Here is an 18,152-nt window from a genome sequence, read left to right as displayed (position 1 = left end):
CTATGGAATTTAATAAAAATAAAATTTACGATGATTTGAGAATTGAAGAACATGTTTTTCATATGGAATCTAGAGGATATGATGTTTTTGAGGATTTTTTAAATGAAGAAGCCTGTGATTATTTAAAAGAAAAATTAGAAAAAACAATTGATGAATTTGTTCCTTATAATAATTCTGAAAGAAGTGTCCTAGATAAATATTTAATGCACGATCTTTTAAATAGAGATATTACCTTCGCGAAAACATTAGAAGATCCAAGAATACAACAAATAATAGCTTCGATATTAGGAGAAAATTGGATTATGTATGCTTATACTTCATCATCATTGCCACCAAACGGCAATAATTTTGGAAGTAGAATACATGTTGATAGTCCACGTTGGATACCAAATTACCCAACCAATTTAGGCATAATTTGGGCATTAAATGATTTCACTTTAGAAAATGGAGCAACATATGTTTTACCAGGTTCACACAACACAGAAAAAACACCTACTGCAGAACTTTTTGAAAAAAACCATACCAGATTAACTTGTAAAAAAGGAAGTATAGTGATTTTCAATGCAAGATTATGGCATAGAGCAGGAGAAAATAGTTCAAATGAATTCAGACACGCACTTACTATGAATGTTTGCAGACCATACATGAAACAAAGAATGGATTGGGTAAGATTCATTCCTACAGAAATAACAGATCAATTAAACAGTCAAGCTAGACGAATAATAGGTTTCGATACCCGATTATCAACTAATCTTGAAGAATTTTTTCAACCAGAAGACAAAAGACTTTACAAAGCAAATCAAGAATAAAAAAATATGAAAATGGAAGACAACATAAAAGACGCAATTTCAGCAAATATAGCTGTTCACTCTGCAATGGCTAATGATTACAATACTATTGAACCTCATTTTAGACCAGAAAGCATTAAAAGAGTAGATGATATTATTCAAAAATTACATAAAGAAAGCGCTTTTTCAAAAGTATTAGATTTAGGTTGTGGTACTGGTTTTATGATTAATATCGTAAAAAAATATGCTTCAGAAATTGTTGGTGTAGACGTTACACAAGCCATGATGGATAAAGTAGATAAATCTGGAAATGCCTCAATTACCCTAATTAATTCTGATACAGGAACCGTAGAATTACCTCAAAAACATTTTGATTTAGCTACAGCTTACACGTTTTTAGATCATTTATACGATATGAAACCTACTTTTTCAAATGCTTTCAATGCATTAAAAGATGGTGGAATATTTTATGCCGATTTAAGTCCGAATTATTATTTTTGGAACGATGTTAAAAAAGTTGACGCCACAAAACAATATGACCCAATTCTTCAAAGAGAAATAAATGCAGTTTTATCTAAAGATGCAGAAATTGAAGCACAATTTGGTATTGATAAAAATATTTTTCAAACTGCAGAACACCAGAAACACATTAAAGGCGGTTTAGTAGAAGAAGAATTAAGAGATTTGCTTATAGAAGCAGGTTTTAAAAAAGTAGAATTTATTTACCATTGGTTTATTGGTCAAGCTCAATTAATTAATGACGAAAATACCGAGAAAACCAAAAGATTTGAGCAAGCTGAAATTATGCATGATTACTTAACAAAAGCATTGCCTGTTTCTAGAAACATGTTTAAATACATTGGTTTTATAGCAACAAAATAATGAAAGAAATTTCTATAATTGGTTTTGGCGATTTAGGCGAACAATTTTATTCTTTTTTAAAAGAAGAAAACCTTGTTCTGAATGTTTTTGATGATACATATCAATCGAATCAAGAAAACATAAAAGCTAATTTGTTTAATCAATATTCAGAAACCAATTCAAATAATTTTTATGTTGCTTTAGGGTATAAACATCTGAAAATCAAAGATGATATTTTAAATAAATTAGAAGAATTAAATAAAAAAACACCAAATTTTATACATAAAACGTCATTTATAAATAAAACAGCAGTTGTTGAAAATGCAGTTTTTATTTATCCAATGTGTAATATAGATAAGAACGTTTTAATTGAAAAAGGAAGTTTAATTAACAATAGTGTAACCATTTCTCATGATTCAAAAGTGGGTAAATGTTGTTATATTTCGCCAGGTGTAATTGTTTCTGGCAATGTTAATATTGGCAATTTCACTTTTATTGGTTCTGGTGTAGTTATATCAAACGGAATAAAAATAGGTAAGAATGTAGTTATTGGTGTTGGTACAGTAGTAACAAAAGATGTTCCTGATAATTGTTCGGTAATTGGTAATCCAATGAAATTTTTAAAACAACCACTTATTTTAAAATAAGTATTATTGATATGAATAAAAACATGAATATTCCATTTAACAAACCCTATCTTACAGGTAAAGAAACACATTATATTTACGAAGCTGTAAATTCTCATAAATTATCTGGTAATGGAATCTTCACAAAAAAGTGCCAAAGTTTTTTCGAAAAAAATTATGGTTTCAAAAAATGTTTGCTAACAACATCATGTACAGATGCGTTGGAAATGGCTGCAATATTAATTAATATTCAACCAGATGACGAAGTAATTATGCCGTCTTATACTTTTGTGTCAACTTCAAATGCATTTGTTTTACGTGGTGCAAAAATTGTTTTTGCAGATAGTTTGCCCAATCATCCAAATATGGATTGTAATACGTTGGAATCCTTAATTACACCTAAAACAAAAGCAATTGTTCCAGTTCATTATGCTGGAGTTGCTTGCGATATGGATGTGATTATGGAATTAGCAAAAAAACACAATTTATTTGTAGTTGAAGATGCTGCACAAGCCATTGATAGTTATTATACTGGAAAAGATGGAATTAAAAAAGCTTTAGGTTCAATTGGACATTTAGCGGCATTTTCTTTCCATGAAACGAAGAATATTATTTCTGGAGAAGGTGGAATGTTAGCTATAAACGACGAACAATTTATTGAACGTGCAGAAATTATTTGGGAAAAAGGAACCAATCGTTCTGCTTTTTTTAGAGGTGAAGTGGATAAATATGGTTGGGTAGATATCGGAAGTTCTTTTTTACCGTCAGAAATAATTGCAGCCTTTTTATGGGCGCAATTAGAAAACTTAGAAGATATTCAAACAAAACGCAAAGAAATTTGGAATAATTATTACAATAAACTGAAAGATTGGACGATAAAAAACTCAATCCAATTGCCAATTGTACCTGATTTCGCGACCAATAACGGGCATATGTTTTACCTAACTTGTCAAAACATACAACAAAGAACAGAAATATTAGAAGCTTTAATACAAAACAATATTTTTGCCGTTTTTCATTACATAAGTTTACATTCGAGTCCATTTTATACCGAAAAACACGATGGTAGAAAACTAGAAAACACTGATAAATTTACCGATTGTTTAATTAGACTGCCGTTATATTTTGAATTGGAAAGTAATTTGGTTATTAATGAAATATTAAAACAATAAACATGAAATTTTTAAATTTAATTAAAGAAAATTATTTACTTACATTAATTTTAATAACTGCTACAATATTAAGGTTGTATCATTTAGATTATCAAAGTTTGTGGTTAGATGAAATTTACACAATGAATGTCTCAAACCCAGATTTAGATTTTAGTACAACTCTAAATGAAGTAAAATTAAATGGAGGATTTCCTTATTTATATTTTATTTTATTAAAAATTTTATTTTCAATATTCGGATGGTCATCAATCGTTGCAAGATTATTTTCTGCTTTTTTCGGAGTACTTATTGTTTTTTTTTCCTACAAATTAGGTAAAGAATTATATAACAAAAAGGTGGGATGTTATTTGGCAATTTTATTTACTTTTAGTGAATATTCGTTATATATTTCTCAAGACGCAAGAACTTATACATTTTATTTGTGTGCTGTTATTTTATCTTTTTATTTTATGATAAAATTTATAAAAAGAACAAATTTAAAAAACGCAATAATATATGGTTTGGCGGCAGGATTTGTATTAAACACAAATTATTTTAGCTTTATAAATTTGTTTGCACAATTCGTAATTATTTGTTTTTATTTTATTTTATGTGCGAAAGAAAATAGAATTTCTTTTATTAAAAACTCATTAATTTCTGCTGGTATAGCTATTCTATTATTTTTACCAAATATTGGACTATTTTTAAATGTTTTTGGTTTTAAATCTTTATGGATACCAGCGCCAACGAATGAATCATTTTCTTTGCTTTTTAATGAGTTTTTAGGAAATTCAGAAATGACAATGTTTTTTATCACTCCACTTTTTATATTTTATGTAGTTAATTTATTTAAAGAAAAACAAACTATTAAAGTTGATGAAATAATTGAAAATAAAAACCTGTTTACTTTTACAATAATTTTTCCGTGGATATTTTTATTTATATTAACAATATTTTTAAAATCTTATTTAGATACTCCATTAATTATTTCAAGGTACTTTGTAAGTATCCTACCTGTATTTTTTATAGTTTTAAGCATAGGTTTTTTTCAAATAAAAAATCAAATAATTAAGTATACAATTCTTTTTTGCTTAATACTATTTATGTTTACAAATACAACAGTGGTTAAAAAATATTATCATAATGCTAGTAAAACACAGTTTAGAGAAGCCGCAAATTTGGTTATTGAGAACAATAAAAACAATGAACCAGTTTATACAAGTTTTAAATATTGGTTTGATTTTTATTTAAAAAACAAATTCAATACGATTGAAAAGCCAGATTTAGAATCAGTTATTAATGAAATGATGATAGATTCTACAAAGATAAAACCGTTTTGGTATACAGATGCTCACGGGAAACCTTTTAAATTATCAGATAAAGCGCAACAATTTGTTGATAGTAAATTTTATATTAACGAAAGCTTTGATGGTTTAGACGCTTGGACTCGACATTTCACTCTAGAAAAAAATATGGTTTCAAAATTTGATATAAAACCGTATCAACCACTAAAAACTCTAAACGGAGATTTAACTAAAGTTTGGATTGAAGTTTTTGAGAAAGAAGAATCAAGTTATAAAATTTCTGGATGGGGTATTCTTGAAAATATTGATAGTAAAAACAATAAGATTAGCATTGTATTAATTAATGACCTTAATTCAAAAGTTATAAAATGTCAGCAATTTTCAAGACCTGATATAACTAAGGCGGAAAATAAAAATATTAATTTTGATAACTCAGGATTTATTACAAAGATTCAATTAGGTGCCCTCCAAAAAGGGGGTTATAAAATTGGTGTTTTAATCGAGAATAAAATAGAGCACAAAAAAGGATTGTATTTAAGTGAAAAAACAATAATTATTAATTAAAAATGTATATTTTTGCAAATTAAATTAAAAAACGACTTAACTATGAAAAAAATAATTTTATTTACGTTCTCATTAATACTATTTGTTTCTTGTAAAAATGAAGACAAGAAGCTTGATGAATCAAAAGAAGGTGTTGCAGAAAAAGTTATGGATACAGTTTTTACAGTAACATTAAATGTAACCGTTAAAAAAGACGATAGTTTTCAAATTTACTATAGAAAAGCTGGTGAAACTTCTTATGTAGAAACTAGCTCATTTTTTACTGAATTTAAAGGAAGTGATAAGCCTCAAGATATTGTTTTTAGATTACCTGATGGTGTAATTCCAGATTACATAAGAATGGATTTTGGTGTTAATAAAGAACAAACAGAGGTTAAAGTAAATAGTTTTAAAATGAGTTATTTCGGAAAACAATTTCAAACTAATAATGCTAGTGAGTTCTTTAAACTTATATTAATTGAGCCAAAAACAGCTACTGTTGATGTTGAAAATGGAATAATTAAACCTATAACTATTGGTGATGTTCACGATCCTCTAGGAACTTCTGAAAAAAGATTATTTGATGAAATTCAGAAAATTGTAAAATAATTTACTTTCTAAAATAAAAAAAGCTATAATTTAGAAAATTATAGCTTTTTTTATTTAAAATAAGTTTGTAAAACACACATATTAAAACCCCAAAATAAATAGGTGAATATTTTAAAAAAATTACTGGCAAATGCTCAAATTAAAAAACTTATTCAATACGGTATTGGACAGGGTTTTAATGTGATAGCGCCATTTATTGTAATTCCGTTTATCATATTAAAATGTGGAGAGGAAAACTTCGGTAAATCAGCAATAGGATTGTCTGTTGCTTTTTTTATTGTTGTTTTTATCGATTTTGGTTGCGATATTTTAGGCGTAAAAGACATCTCCATAAATAGAGATAATATTGATAAAAGAAATCATATTATTTCTAGAGTAGTTTATATTAAGTGCTTTTTCACCATATTGTTAAGCATTCTATTTTTTATTGCCATAAATCAAATAGAATTTTTTCATAAAGACAAAGAACTATTTTATTTTAGTTTTCCTGTTTTTATAGCGCAAATAGTTAATCCATTATGGATTTTTCAAGGTTTAGAAAAGTTCAATCTCTTTTCTTACTTCAGCATTCTATCTAAAAGTATTTATATACTTCTTATATTTTATTTTTTAGATCAAAAATCAGATTATGTATATATAAACTTGGCTTTTGGTTTAAGTGTTTTTATTGCAGGAATAGTTTTCTTTTTTGTTTTAAACAAACGATATGAATTTGTTTTTGTTCCAATTCAACCTTCTGAATTGTATAAATATATGTACGCAAATAAAACCTACGTTTTGTCGCAAACTTTTATTTGGATGCAATTATACTCTCCAATTCTTTTAATAAATTATTTTGGAACTACCATTCAAGTTGGCCAATTTAGAATTGTAGATCAAATTATTTCAATATTTAAAACCTACATTCTTTTAAGCTTTAATTTTATCTATCCAAAAATCTGCTTTGAATTTGATAAAAACGCAAATCAAGCCATTAAAAGCTGGAAATTATTTAACATTGCTAATTTTGTTTTTTTATTCACATTAATAATTTTACTGTTTACACTTAGTTATGAAATTGTAGATTATTATAACATCAATAATAAAGCATACATGAGCAATTTGCTACAAACGGCATTAATTTATCCAATACTTTTTTTTATAGTTTATGCCTTTAAACAATTGTTATTAGCCTTACACTATGAGAAAATATTTTCAAGAATTATTATAGTAATGTCTGTTTTAAACTTAATTATTATTTCAATAGTTTATGAAAAGTATAGTTTGTTTGGTGTTTTTTATTCGTTTATTTTTGTAGAATTCTTGACATTAATAATATTAATAACTCTAACATCAAAGAACAGAATTTTATCTAAAAACAACAGTCATGAAGTTTAAAACAAATTATTTATTATATATACTGTGTTTAGTAATATTACTGTTTAATATTTACGAGCTTACTTTTGCCGTTTGGTCTTTAACAGCTTTAATAACTTTAAGAACAAATTTTTCTAAACATTTTATTTACATCATTAGTTGTTATATAGCAATACTGGTAATTAGTTTTTTAAGCGATTTGTTTTTTTACGATCATGCAATCTTCAATAAAGTTAGAGACATTACTTATTTATTAAAACCTATTATTGGTTTAGTTGTTGGATATAATTTTGCAAAAAAATACGCAGGTAATGCGTTAATTTATATTATTAATTGTGGTGTTTTCCTTTCGATTATTCACTTAATAATAATTTTATATTCCATCTTAGCCTATAAAACATTATCCGTATCAGAAATTAGACACATTGGAGGATATTTTAATGATTTCGAACCTTATGTGTTTGTTTTACTTTTATTTTCTACTAAATTTAATATAGTTATTTCAAAGCAAAAGCGATTTATCTACTTAATAATTATTGCAACATCAATTTTATCTTATTTTTCGAGAACAAATTTCATTCAATTAATAATTTTGATTTTAGCAGTTAAAGGTTTTTTCAACTTAAATGCAAAATCTATTAAAGTTATTGGTTTTACTATTGTATTTACTCTCGTTGGTTATGCATTAATCTATAATTCCAATCCAAAAAGAAAAGGAACTTTTACGGATGAATTTTTATATAAAGTAAAAATAATACCGATTGAAGCCTTTAAGACAAAAATAAACCAAGAAGATTGGAAAGATTTTAATGACAATTTCAGATCATTTGAAAATATTAAAACAGTGAATCAAATATTTTATGGAGGAACACAAGCTATAATTTCTGGTAAAGGTATCGGTTCTACTGTAGATATCGGAAGAGTGATGGTAAATAATGACAATACCAATGTACGTTATTATCCATTTTTGCATAATGCCTTTTCTACTGTTTTGTTAAAATCTGGTTTGCTCGGAATTATAATTTATTTATTGTCCATTTATCTCATCGCTAAAAAAACAATTTCAAACAATATACAAGTTAATAATATAAACAAACTGCTTTTAGGGTCTGGAATATTCCTAATAATGTCTAGTTGGGTATTTATGGGGTTCTACTTAAAATTAGATAGTAAATCTATTTTAATTGGATTGTTATTAGGTTATAGAGAGTATTTAAATAATCAATCGCTCAACTCTAAATAAATAGCATCAATACCTAAAATGTATAAGAAAAGCTAAATTAGTATACCCACAATTTAACAAAACGGAATGAAAACAATATTAATTATACACCAATCGGCTGAATTATACGGTTCTGATAAAACGATGCTTTACTTTTTGTCCGAATTAGATAAAACAATATATTTACCAATTATAGTTTTACCTTTTGATGGCCCATTAAAAAATGAATTGGAAAAAAACAACATCAAAGTTGTTATTGCTCCAGTTTTAAAAATATATAGAAAAATGTTTACGCCAAAAAACATTTTTAAGTTTATAAAAGAGTACTATCAAGGAATAAAAGCACTTGATACTTTAAATAAAGAATATAAATTTGACCTTGTTTATACTCATACTTTAGCTGCTTTAATTGGAATACTATTTGCTAAAAAAAGAAAGATAAAACATTTATGGCACGTACAAGAAATTATTGCTAAACCTAAAATTTTAAATTTTCTATTTAAGAAAATCCTTTCTTTAGATTGTAATCATAAAGTTGCCTACGATTCTATTGCAACTATGAATTTTTGGATTGAAAACAACCAAAAATTAGCGAAAAAATCAGAGGCTGTTTGGAATGGTGTTGAAACAAAAAACATTAAAACTTTTACAGATGTTGAATTACAAGAAGTTCGTGAAAATTTCTTTTTTTCATCTAAAGAGGAGATTGTAATTTCACTTGTAGGGAGAATTAATAGCTGGAAAGGACAACAATTATTATTAAAATCTTTTAATCAGTTAGTAGGCAAATACAATAATATCAAATTAGTTTATTTAGGATCTGCTCCACCAAATCAAGAAATTTTCGAAATTGAATTGAAAAAACAAATTTCAGAGTTTGGCTTACAAGACAAAGTTGTTTTAATTCCATTCCAGAAAGAAATTGAAAAATTTTGGAATGCAATTGATGTTGCTGTTGTTCCTTCTACAGAACCAGAACCTTTTGGTATGGTTGTTATTGAAGCAATGTTAGCCAAAAAACCTGTTGTTGCTTCCAATCATGGCGGACCAACTGAAATAGTTTTAGATAATGAAACAGGATTGTTGTTTGAACCAAATAATCACAACAGTTTGTCTGATGCTTTAGAAAAACTTATTAAAGTCGAACAGTTACGAAAATTATACGGTGTAAATGGTTTTAACAGAGTTAACACTACCTTTTCATTAGAAAATCATGTCAATCATTTTGAGAAAATTTTTGAAGATCTATTAAACTAAATTTTACCCAATTTATACAAACATATTTTTTTCAAAAAACTATATTTGTCCTCAAATTTATTGCTTGAATGAAAATAGGAATTTTAGGAACCCGAGGTATTCCCAATAATTATGGTGGATTTGAACAATTTGCTGAATTTTTCGCCACTTATGCCGCACAAGAAGGTCATGATGTGTTTGTGTATTCTCCACATAATCATACATATAAAGAAACCACATTTGAAAAGGTAAATTTAATTAAATGTAACGATCCAGAACATAAAATTGGAACAGCCGGACAATTTATCTATGATTTAAACTGTATATTAGATTCTCGCAAGAGAAATTTTGATATTATTCTACAATTAGGTTACACCAGTAGCGCTTTTTGGTACGATTTACATCCAAAAAAAAGTATTGTTATTACGAATATGGATGGTTTAGAATGGAAACGAACCAAATACAGCAAATCGGTTCAAAAAGTTTTAAAAATTGCCGAAAAATTAGCAGCTAAAAAAAGTGATTATTTAATTTCTGATTCATTAGGCATTCAAGATTATTTATTGAAAACGCACCATAAAGAAAGCGAATATATTGCTTACGGTGCTCATAATTTTGATGCACCAAATGAAGAAATTTTAGATGTTTATAACGTTGAAAAGTATCATTTCAATATGATTATGGCACGTTTCGAACCAGAAAATAATTTAGACATGGTTTTAGAAGGCGTGATGCAAAGCACGGATGAAAAACCAATTTTAGTCATAGGAAACCACAATACAAAATATGGCGAATACTTAAAAAACAAATTTGCTACTTGCAAAAAAATACAGTTTTTAGGCGCGCTTTATAACCTTAATCATCTAGACAATTTAAGATATTTCTCTAATTTATATTTTCACGGACACACCGTTGGTGGCACAAATCCTTCTTTATTAGAAGCCATGGCCTCGCAAGCTTTAGTTGTAGCGCACAATAACCATTTTAATAAAGGAGTTTTAAATGAAAATGCCTATTATTTTGAAACAGCAGAAGAGGTGAAAAAAATACTTGAAACAATTAAAAAAAATGATAACTTGCAGTTTGTAAAAAACAACTTTGAAGCCATTGCGAATAAGTTTAATTGGAACAAAATAAATGAAGAATATTTACAGTTTTTTAGCAAATGCTTGGCAAGAAATCCTACAGGAGCAAAAGTTAAATAAATCTTTTTTACCTTTTTTACTTATCTTAATTACTTTGCCAACTTTAATGGCAATTAATAATGTTAGTACGGCAATTTTTATTTTATCTGTTTTACTATTTAACAGAAACTCTAAAGTATCAACTCAAGTCACCTTTTTAGTTCCAATTTTATTGTTTTTTTGGATGGCTGCTTCCTATTTTTGGACTGCTGATGTTTCCAGAACCACTACAGCAATTTCCAAAGAAATTACTTTATTATTAATTCCGGTTACATTTCTTTTAATGCGACCTTTTACTAAAGATCAGATACTGAAATTACTAAAATATTATGGTCATGCTATGGTGTTTTATGCCGTCTTTTTTCTAGTAAGAGCTGCAGTTAGATATATAATTTATGGTGATCAAAGAGCATTTTTCTATCATGGCGAATATGATGACGATTTCGGACTGGTTCCAAAACTATTAAACGCCATTCACGTTTCTGTATATGTTGCTGTAGCGTTTTTCTATTTCTTAAGTAAAGAAATAAAAAGCAAATTAGATGTTCTATGTGCTTCTGTTCTTTTTATTTTCATTTTTTTATTATCTTCTAAAAATATAATCGTTGTATTCTTAGTTTTAATTGGCATTCATTTCTTTTATTTTTCAAAATCGTCAAACAAAATGCGATTGAGAAACTTAACTATTTTTATTTTAGTCGTAGGAAGTATTTTAAGTTTTAGTAAAATAAAAAATAGATTTTTAGTTGAATTTCAATCGAACACCAATACAAGTATAAGTCATAATGTGTATAACGAAGCAAATGAAGGTGTAAATTATATAAGTATTTATGAAGCTTGGAATAATGAAAAATTCACACAAAGTGATTACTTCCCAGGAACAGCTTTTAGAGTGTATCAATTCCGAATGTTTCTTGAAATTTTTAAAGAAGAACCGATTTTTTGGGAAGGATTAGGATTAAATGCATCTTTACATAAATTAAAAGAGAAAGAATTAAAATATAATTTATATCCAGTTTATGGCTCATTTAATTTTCACAACCAATATGTGCAGAATTTTGCCGAACTTGGCTTTATTGGGTTCCTGCTTTTAATTGTAATTTTATTTCTAAACATAAAAAAAGCAATTCAAAACAAAGATTTTATGCATATTTCTTTTGCAATTCTAATGATAAGCTTATTTTTGACCGAATCATTTTTATGGAGACAAACTGGAGTTTTATATTTTATAATATTCTATTGCTTGTTTAATACAAATGAATATAAAAAACTTAAAAACTAATGAAAAGAATATTAATAACAGGAGCGGCAGGATTTTTAGGTTCTCATTTATGCGATAGATTTTTAGCAGAAGGCTATTTCGTTATCGGAATGGATAATTTAATAACAGGTGACTTAAAAAATATCGAACATTTATTTAAAGAAAAAAACTTTGAGTTTTATCACCACGATATTACAAAATTTGTTCACGTTCCTGGTGAATTAGATTATATTTTACATTTTGCTTCACCAGCAAGTCCTATTGATTATTTAAAAATTCCAATCCAAACTTTAAAAGTAGGTTCGTTAGGAACACATAATTTATTAGGGTTAGCTCGAGTTAAAAAAGCAAGAATTCTTATAGCATCCACTTCTGAAATTTATGGAGATCCATTAGTGCATCCTCAAACAGAAGAATATTACGGAAACGTAAACACAATTGGTCCACGTGGTGTATACGATGAAGCCAAACGTTTTCAAGAATCCATTACAATGGCTTACCACACTTTTCATGGTGTAGAAACGAGAATTGTTCGTATTTTTAATACGTATGGACCAAGAATGCGATTAAATGATGGTCGTGTTATCCCCGCATTTATTGGACAAGCACTTCGTGGTGAAGACTTAACTGTTTTTGGAGATGGAAGTCAAACACGTTCTTTTTGTTATGTAACCGATCAAGTAGAAGGAATTTATAGATTATTACTTTCAGATTATCATTTACCAGTAAACATTGGTAATCCAGATGAAATAACAATTTCTGACTTTGCAGAAGAAATTATGAAATTAACAGGTACCAATCAGAAAGTAATTTATAAAGATTTACCTGTAAATGACCCAATGCAACGTCAACCAGACACTACAAAAGCTAGAGAAATCTTAGGCTGGAGCGCAAAGGTAAATAGAGAAGAAGGAATGAAAATTACGTATGAATATTTCAAATCACTTTCTCCTGAAGAATTAGCTAAAGAAGAACACAAAGATTTCTCAAAATTTATTTATTAGTTTGAAGCCAAAGGCAGGTAGATATTCGGGTTTTATAAGACCACTAATTACTTTCTTAGATTTATTAATTGTAAATCTATTAATATTAGTGTGTCTACGTTCGGCTATGAGTAATTTTGGTTATCACACTATTTTATCTGTGTTTTGGATTATTGTTTCTTATTATTCGGGCTTTTATGAAGTGTATCGTTTTACTAAAGAAACGGCAATTTTCGGAAAACTTGTAAAACAGTTTGTTTTTGTAAGTTTGATCACATTTGCTTATGTTGGTTATAAATATAAATATGTAACACCAGATGAAATTTGGTATTATATTATTTCTTCTTTTATTGGAGTCGGATTTATAAAATTCTCTATATTTTTTCTACTTCGAAAATACCGATTATTTTATGGAGGTAATTTAAGAAATGTAATTATCTTAGGTAATGGTAAAGATGTTGAAGAACTAAAAACATTTTTTAATACTAATCTTGATTATGGTTATAATTTATTAAGAACATTTGATTTAAAAACAAATAAAAAAAATGAAATTAATGAATGTTATGAATTTGTTTCAATAAATAATGTGGATGAAATTTATGGTTCTTTAAACACATTAAGTAATTCAGATTTAAATAGTTTAATCAATTTCGCAGATAATAATCTTAAAACTATAAAATTATTACCAGATAGTAAAAACAGATTATTAAGAAACTTAGCTGTTGAATATTACGGATATATTCCAATTATTTCACTTAGAACAATTCCTTTAGATAAAGAAATAAACAAAAGATTTAAACGTTTTTTTGATGTTGTTTTCTCTTTTTTAGTAATCATATTTTTACTATCTTGGTTAACACCTTTAATTGCTTTATTTATAAAATTAGAATCAAAAGGACCGGTTTTCTTTACACAAAAAAGAAACGGACTTAACTATAAAGAGTTTTATTGCTATAAATTTAGATCCATGCGATTAAACTCGAAAGCAGATTTAGAACAAGTACAAAAAAATGATCCTCGAGTTACCAAACTAGGAAAAATAATCAGAAAATTTAGTATTGATGAACTGCCTCAGTTTTTCAATGTGGTTTTAGGAGATATGTCTGTGGTTGGACCAAGACCTCACATGGTTAGCCATACCGAAATGTATGCAAAGAGCATTGATAAATTTATGGTAAGACATTTTATTAAACCCGGAATTACAGGTTTAGCCCAAATAAATGGTTGTAGAGGTGAAGTGGAGACAGAAAAAGACATTATTAACAGAGTGAAATTTGATATTTTTTATTTAGAAAATTGGTCTATTTTGTTAGACTTAAGAATCATTTATAAAACCGTTTTCAACGCCATTAAAGGAGAAGAAAAAGCGTACTAATGAACTCGTTAATTTCCATAATTACGCCATGTTTCAATTCTGAAAAGTATATTTCTCTAGCCATTCAATCCGTTATTTCTCAAACGCACCAAAATTGGGAATTGCTTCTTATGGATGATTGTTCTTCAGATGAAACCTACGCTATAATTTCGAAATTTGCTTCTCAAGATACTCGTATAAAAGCTTTTAAATTAGAAAAAAACGCTGGTGCTGGAGTGGCAAGAAATTATGCTATTCAACAAGCTTCCGGAAATTTTATCGCTTTTTTAGATGCAGACGATTTATGGAAAACCGAAAAGCTAGAGAAACAACTCCAATTCATGGAAACTCAAAATATTCCATTCACTTTTTCATTTTATGAAACTATCGATGAAGCTGGAAATTTGCGTAATGAAATGATCACAACTCCTTCAAAAATCACCTATAAACAATTATATTATTGCAATTGGATTGGCAATTTAACTGGAATTTATTCCGTAGATTTTTTTGGAAAAATTCCGATTTCGTCCATCAAAAAAAGACAAGATTGGATGCTTTGGTTGCAAATTGTAAAGCAAATAGAAACCGCAATTCCAGTGCCAGAAAGTCTGGCGTATTACAGAGTTAGAGAAGATTCTATTTCGGCTTCTAAATGGAAATTAATAAAATATAATTTCAAAGTGTATAGAGATTTTCACCAACGAAATTTCTTTTCAGCTTGTTTAGATACGTTGCGATTTTTGTATGTTCAATTGGTCATCAAACCTAAGTATAATAAAAAGTAAATAGATTTTTGCCACGAATTTTCGAATTATTTTTTTTAATTTGATTAAATTCGAATTTTCGTCAACGACGAACTAATTTTTATCGCAAACAAATTTAATATTCGTGAATTCGTGGCTAAAGAAAATAAATTTACAACAAAGAAGTAAATTGCTTCAATTTCCCACGATTACTTCGAGTTAAGAATTCTTTTCGAGTATAAGTAAACTTCAAATTCGGTTCCAAATACAAATCAACCGCTTTCTGAATTTCGTCAATTTGTGCGGAAGAAAGTGCTGCCTCACTTACATAATCAATTTCAAAACAGTCCAATTTTGTTTGTTTAATAACGAATTCTTTCACGTTTCCATCATCTTCAATAATACTTTTTGTCACATAATAAAACGTCAATCCAGGCGATTTTTTCCCGCTTGGCAAAATAGCCACATCGTTAGTTCGACCAATTAATTGCTTCAAAATTGGTTTTTTCCATGTGCTATTTTCGTCTAAAACACCCATATCGCCAATCTCATATCGGATAAAAGGATGCGCTTTGTTGTATAAAGAAGTCACCACTACTTTTCCAGAAGTGCCTTTTGGAACGGGTTGATTATTCTCATCTAAAATTTCAATAAATAAGGTTTCAGAATTAACTTGCCATTCGCCTTTAGGATTTTGAAAAGCTAATAAATCCAATTCAGAAGCGCCATATTCATTGACAATTGGAATTCCTAAATACTTTTCAAGTAGTATTTTATCAGCATCAAAAAGCATTTCTGAAGTGACCATGCATACTTTTAAAGTCGGACAAACGTCTTTTAAAACGATGTTTTTCGCTTGTAAAAATTTAGCAAAAAGAACCACAGAACTCGTATATCCGTTGATATAATCGAATTTTTTCTGTTGGAATTTTTTCAGAATTTCTTCCAAAACCACATCCGATAAATCGAAAATTGGAAAACGATATCTTTTCGCTAAAAAATCTTTGAAACGCTCTTTATAAAAGCCGAGTTTATCCAACGGAATTCCATAAAATCGCGCTTGAAACGACGTATTAAAATCAATTCCAAACCAACCAAATCTATAAATATTGGAATACCAAGTTAGCGCGTGCGAAAATTTATCTTTCGCAAAAATAAACGGATCGCCACTAGAACCGGAAGTTTTATTGATGTAAATATTCTTTTCAAAACCTTTCGAAAGTCTATCTTTTAAAGGAACTTGCAAATTTTTTTTGGTTAGAATCGGTAAATTCTTCCAATCTGTAATAGCAGTATTTCCAACTAAATTTTTATAGAAAGGGTTGTTTTCTAAATGAAATTGGACGATTTCATTTCTTTTATCTTCAATATGTTTTTGATAATCGAATTCAGAAATTTGTAGATTTTTTTCAAATTCAAGTTGGGCTTCCTTCATGGGGAAACCATTAATTTTTAACGATAAATGAAATAAGTGGAACACGTTTTCTGAATTTATTCAAAAATAACAAACCTAATTTTATAATCTAACAAAGACTTACTTTTTTTTCCAATTAAAACAAACTATTTTTGCAGCAACAAACAACACACACGATATGAATATTTTACTTTTAGGTTCTGGAGGAAGAGAACATGCATTTGCTTGGAAAATGACTCAAAGCGCACTTTGCTCACAACTTTTTGTAGCGCCAGGAAACGCAGGAACAGCACAAATAGCAACAAATGTTGCCATGAATCCAAACGATTTTGAAACTGTTAAACAATTTGTTTTAGCCAATGCAATTGAAATGGTTGTTGTCGGACCTGAAGATCCTTTAGTAAACGGAATTTACGATTTCTTTAAAAATGACGCAGCTTTAAATGCTATTCCAGTAATTGGACCATCAAAATTAGGCGCACAATTAGAAGGAAGTAAAGAATTCGCCAAAGAATTTTTAGTAAAAAATAATATTCCAACAGCCAAATATGAAAGTTTTACTTCGGAAACTGTTGAAAAAGGGTATGCTTTTTTAGAAACACTTTCTCCACCCTATGTTTTAAAAGCGGATGGTTTAGCAGCCGGAAAAGGTGTGGTAATTTTAAACGAATTACAAGAAGCTAAGGACGAATTGAAAGCGATGTTAGTGGATGCTAAATTTGGTTCTGCTAGTGCCAAAGTCGTTATTGAAGAGTTTTTAGACGGAATTGAATTAAGTTGTTTCGTGTTAACAGACGGAAAAAATTATAAAATTTTACCAACGGCAAAAGATTACAAAAGAATTGGTGAAGGCGATACTGGTTTAAACACCGGTGGAATGGGCGCTATTTCTCCAGTTCCATTTGCAGATGCGACTTTGATGCAAAAAATTGAAGAGCAAATTGTAATTCCAACGATCAACGGTTTAAAAAACGACAACATTGAATACAAAGGCTTTGTGTTTATTGGTTTGATAAAAGTGGGAGATAATCCGTTTGTGATTGAATATAATGTGAGAATGGGTGATCCGGAAACAGAAGTGGTTATTCCAAGAATTAAAAGTGATTTAGTCGCTTTGTTTCAAGCCGTTGCGACAGAAAAATTATCAGATTTTGAATTCGAATTAGACGAAAGAACGGCAGCTACAATTGTAGTCGTTTCTGGCGGTTATCCTGAAGAATTTGAAAAAGGAAAAGAAATTTCTGGATTAGATCATAACACGGAATCTTTAGTTTTCCATGCAGGAACAAAAGAAGAAAACGGAAAAATTGTATCTAATGGAGGTCGTGTTTTAGCGGTAACATCTTTTGGAGCTACGTTCACAGATGCCACAAAAAAATCTTATCAAACTATAGAAAATCTAAAATTTGATAAGATGAATTATAGAAAAGATATAGGATTCGATTTATAGTCAAATCTTACATCAATTTATAGAAGTCGAATTTTGAAACCAATTCATTTCAAAATTCGGCTTTTTT

The 18,152-nt window shown here is 28.3% G+C and carries 16 protein-coding genes; 15 read left to right on the top strand and 1 reads right to left on the bottom strand.

The features are described 5' to 3' along the window. Nucleotides 1-2: 2 nt before the first annotated feature. The 14 genes from UEQ13_RS13270 (at nt 3) to UEQ13_RS13205 (ending at nt 15,263) form a co-directional block, all read left to right on the top strand. Complete coding sequence (locus UEQ13_RS13270) at nt 3-809, top strand: phytanoyl-CoA dioxygenase family protein (protein ID WP_329806815.1); 807 nt, start codon at nt 3-5, stop codon at nt 807-809. A 12-nt stretch (nt 810-821) separates the two neighbouring features. Next, a complete protein-coding gene (locus UEQ13_RS13265) occupies nt 822-1,670 on the top strand; it encodes a class I SAM-dependent DNA methyltransferase (protein ID WP_329806814.1) in 849 nt (282 codons plus the stop codon). Continuing rightward, nucleotides 1,670-2,296 (top strand): LbetaH domain-containing protein, encoded by a 627-nt coding sequence (locus UEQ13_RS13260; protein ID WP_329806813.1) that lies wholly within the window; start codon nt 1,670-1,672, stop codon nt 2,294-2,296. Before UEQ13_RS13265 ends, UEQ13_RS13260 begins: the two co-directional genes overlap by 1 nt. Nucleotides 2,297-2,307: 11 nt before the next feature. Beyond that, nucleotides 2,308-3,447, top strand: coding sequence for a dTDP-4-amino-4,6-dideoxygalactose transaminase (gene rffA / locus UEQ13_RS13255; protein ID WP_329806812.1), 1,140 nt, complete (start codon nt 2,308-2,310; stop codon nt 3,445-3,447). A 2-nt stretch (nt 3,448-3,449) separates the two neighbouring features. Continuing rightward, nucleotides 3,450-5,294, top strand: a complete 1,845-nt coding sequence (locus UEQ13_RS13250; protein ID WP_329806811.1) for a glycosyltransferase family 39 protein — start codon at nt 3,450-3,452, stop codon at nt 5,292-5,294. A 42-nt stretch (nt 5,295-5,336) separates the two neighbouring features. Then, nucleotides 5,337-5,882, top strand: coding sequence for a hypothetical protein (locus UEQ13_RS13245; protein WP_329806810.1), 546 nt, complete (start codon nt 5,337-5,339; stop codon nt 5,880-5,882). A 102-nt stretch (nt 5,883-5,984) separates the two neighbouring features. Then, nucleotides 5,985-7,259, top strand: coding sequence for an oligosaccharide flippase family protein (locus tag UEQ13_RS13240; protein ID WP_329806809.1), 1,275 nt, complete (start codon nt 5,985-5,987; stop codon nt 7,257-7,259). Further along, a complete protein-coding gene (locus UEQ13_RS13235) occupies nt 7,249-8,481 on the top strand; it encodes a hypothetical protein (protein ID WP_329806808.1) in 1,233 nt (410 codons plus the stop codon). Before UEQ13_RS13240 ends, UEQ13_RS13235 begins: the two co-directional genes overlap by 11 nt. Before the next feature lie 66 nt (nt 8,482-8,547). Further along, nucleotides 8,548-9,717, top strand: a complete 1,170-nt coding sequence (locus tag UEQ13_RS13230; protein ID WP_329806807.1) for a glycosyltransferase family 4 protein — start codon at nt 8,548-8,550, stop codon at nt 9,715-9,717. Nucleotides 9,718-9,785: 68 nt separating this feature from the next. Next, entirely contained in the window at nt 9,786-10,901 is a 1,116-nt protein-coding gene (locus UEQ13_RS13225; RefSeq protein WP_329806806.1) for a DUF1972 domain-containing protein, read from the top strand. Then, nucleotides 10,834-12,162: an O-antigen ligase family protein gene (locus UEQ13_RS13220; RefSeq protein ID WP_329806805.1), complete on the top strand. Its 1,329-nt coding sequence runs from the start codon at nt 10,834-10,836 to the stop codon at nt 12,160-12,162. The genes UEQ13_RS13225 and UEQ13_RS13220 overlap by 68 nt, the downstream gene beginning before the upstream one ends. Further along, nucleotides 12,162-13,145, top strand: coding sequence for a UDP-glucuronic acid decarboxylase family protein (locus UEQ13_RS13215; protein WP_329806804.1), 984 nt, complete (start codon nt 12,162-12,164; stop codon nt 13,143-13,145). Before UEQ13_RS13220 ends, UEQ13_RS13215 begins: the two co-directional genes overlap by 1 nt. A gap of 1 nt (nt 13,146) precedes the next feature. After that, nucleotides 13,147-14,499 (top strand): undecaprenyl-phosphate glucose phosphotransferase, encoded by a 1,353-nt coding sequence (locus UEQ13_RS13210; RefSeq protein ID WP_329806803.1) that lies wholly within the window; start codon nt 13,147-13,149, stop codon nt 14,497-14,499. After that, nucleotides 14,499-15,263 (top strand): glycosyltransferase family 2 protein, encoded by a 765-nt coding sequence (locus UEQ13_RS13205; protein ID WP_329806802.1) that lies wholly within the window; start codon nt 14,499-14,501, stop codon nt 15,261-15,263. Before UEQ13_RS13210 ends, UEQ13_RS13205 begins: the two co-directional genes overlap by 1 nt. A gap of 130 nt (nt 15,264-15,393) precedes the next feature. Here UEQ13_RS13205 and UEQ13_RS13200 read toward each other — a convergent pair whose 3' ends face one another. Further along, nucleotides 15,394-16,701, bottom strand: a complete 1,308-nt coding sequence (locus tag UEQ13_RS13200) for a phenylacetate--CoA ligase family protein (protein WP_329806801.1) — start codon at nt 16,699-16,701, stop codon at nt 15,394-15,396. A gap of 112 nt (nt 16,702-16,813) precedes the next feature. On the opposite strand from UEQ13_RS13200, the gene purD reads away from it, so the two are divergent. Continuing rightward, a complete protein-coding gene (purD, locus tag UEQ13_RS13195; RefSeq protein WP_329806800.1) occupies nt 16,814-18,085 on the top strand; it encodes a phosphoribosylamine--glycine ligase in 1,272 nt (423 codons plus the stop codon). Nucleotides 18,086-18,152: the final 67 nt, after the last annotated feature.

This window comes from Flavobacterium facile (genome assembly GCF_036321945.1).
Classification (GTDB): domain Bacteria; phylum Bacteroidota; class Bacteroidia; order Flavobacteriales; family Flavobacteriaceae; genus Flavobacterium; species Flavobacterium facile.
This window is presented reverse-complemented; position numbering and strand designations above follow the sequence as displayed.

Bases quoted from the DNA above. Each gene is read 5' to 3' on its own strand.
- UEQ13_RS13205 (WP_329806802.1), top strand. From the start codon at position 14,499: ATGAACTCGTTAATTTCCATAATTACGCCATGTTTCAATTCTGAAAAG.
- UEQ13_RS13230 (WP_329806807.1), top strand. From the start codon at position 8,548: ATGAAAACAATATTAATTATACACCAATCGGCTGAATTATACGGTTCT.
- UEQ13_RS13270 (WP_329806815.1), top strand. From the start codon at position 3: ATGGAATTTAATAAAAATAAAATTTACGATGATTTGAGAATTGAAGAA.
- UEQ13_RS13215 (WP_329806804.1), top strand. From the start codon at position 12,162: ATGAAAAGAATATTAATAACAGGAGCGGCAGGATTTTTAGGTTCTCAT.
- UEQ13_RS13235 (WP_329806808.1), top strand. From the start codon at position 7,249: ATGAAGTTTAAAACAAATTATTTATTATATATACTGTGTTTAGTAATA.
- UEQ13_RS13245 (WP_329806810.1), top strand. From the start codon at position 5,337: ATGAAAAAAATAATTTTATTTACGTTCTCATTAATACTATTTGTTTCT.
- rffA (WP_329806812.1), top strand. From the start codon at position 2,308: ATGAATAAAAACATGAATATTCCATTTAACAAACCCTATCTTACAGGT.
- purD (WP_329806800.1), top strand. From the start codon at position 16,814: ATGAATATTTTACTTTTAGGTTCTGGAGGAAGAGAACATGCATTTGCT.
- UEQ13_RS13265 (WP_329806814.1), top strand. From the start codon at position 822: ATGGAAGACAACATAAAAGACGCAATTTCAGCAAATATAGCTGTTCAC.
- UEQ13_RS13220 (WP_329806805.1), top strand. From the start codon at position 10,834: ATGAAGAATATTTACAGTTTTTTAGCAAATGCTTGGCAAGAAATCCTA.
- UEQ13_RS13250 (WP_329806811.1), top strand. From the start codon at position 3,450: ATGAAATTTTTAAATTTAATTAAAGAAAATTATTTACTTACATTAATT.
- UEQ13_RS13225 (WP_329806806.1), top strand. From the start codon at position 9,786: ATGAAAATAGGAATTTTAGGAACCCGAGGTATTCCCAATAATTATGGT.
- UEQ13_RS13260 (WP_329806813.1), top strand. From the start codon at position 1,670: ATGAAAGAAATTTCTATAATTGGTTTTGGCGATTTAGGCGAACAATTT.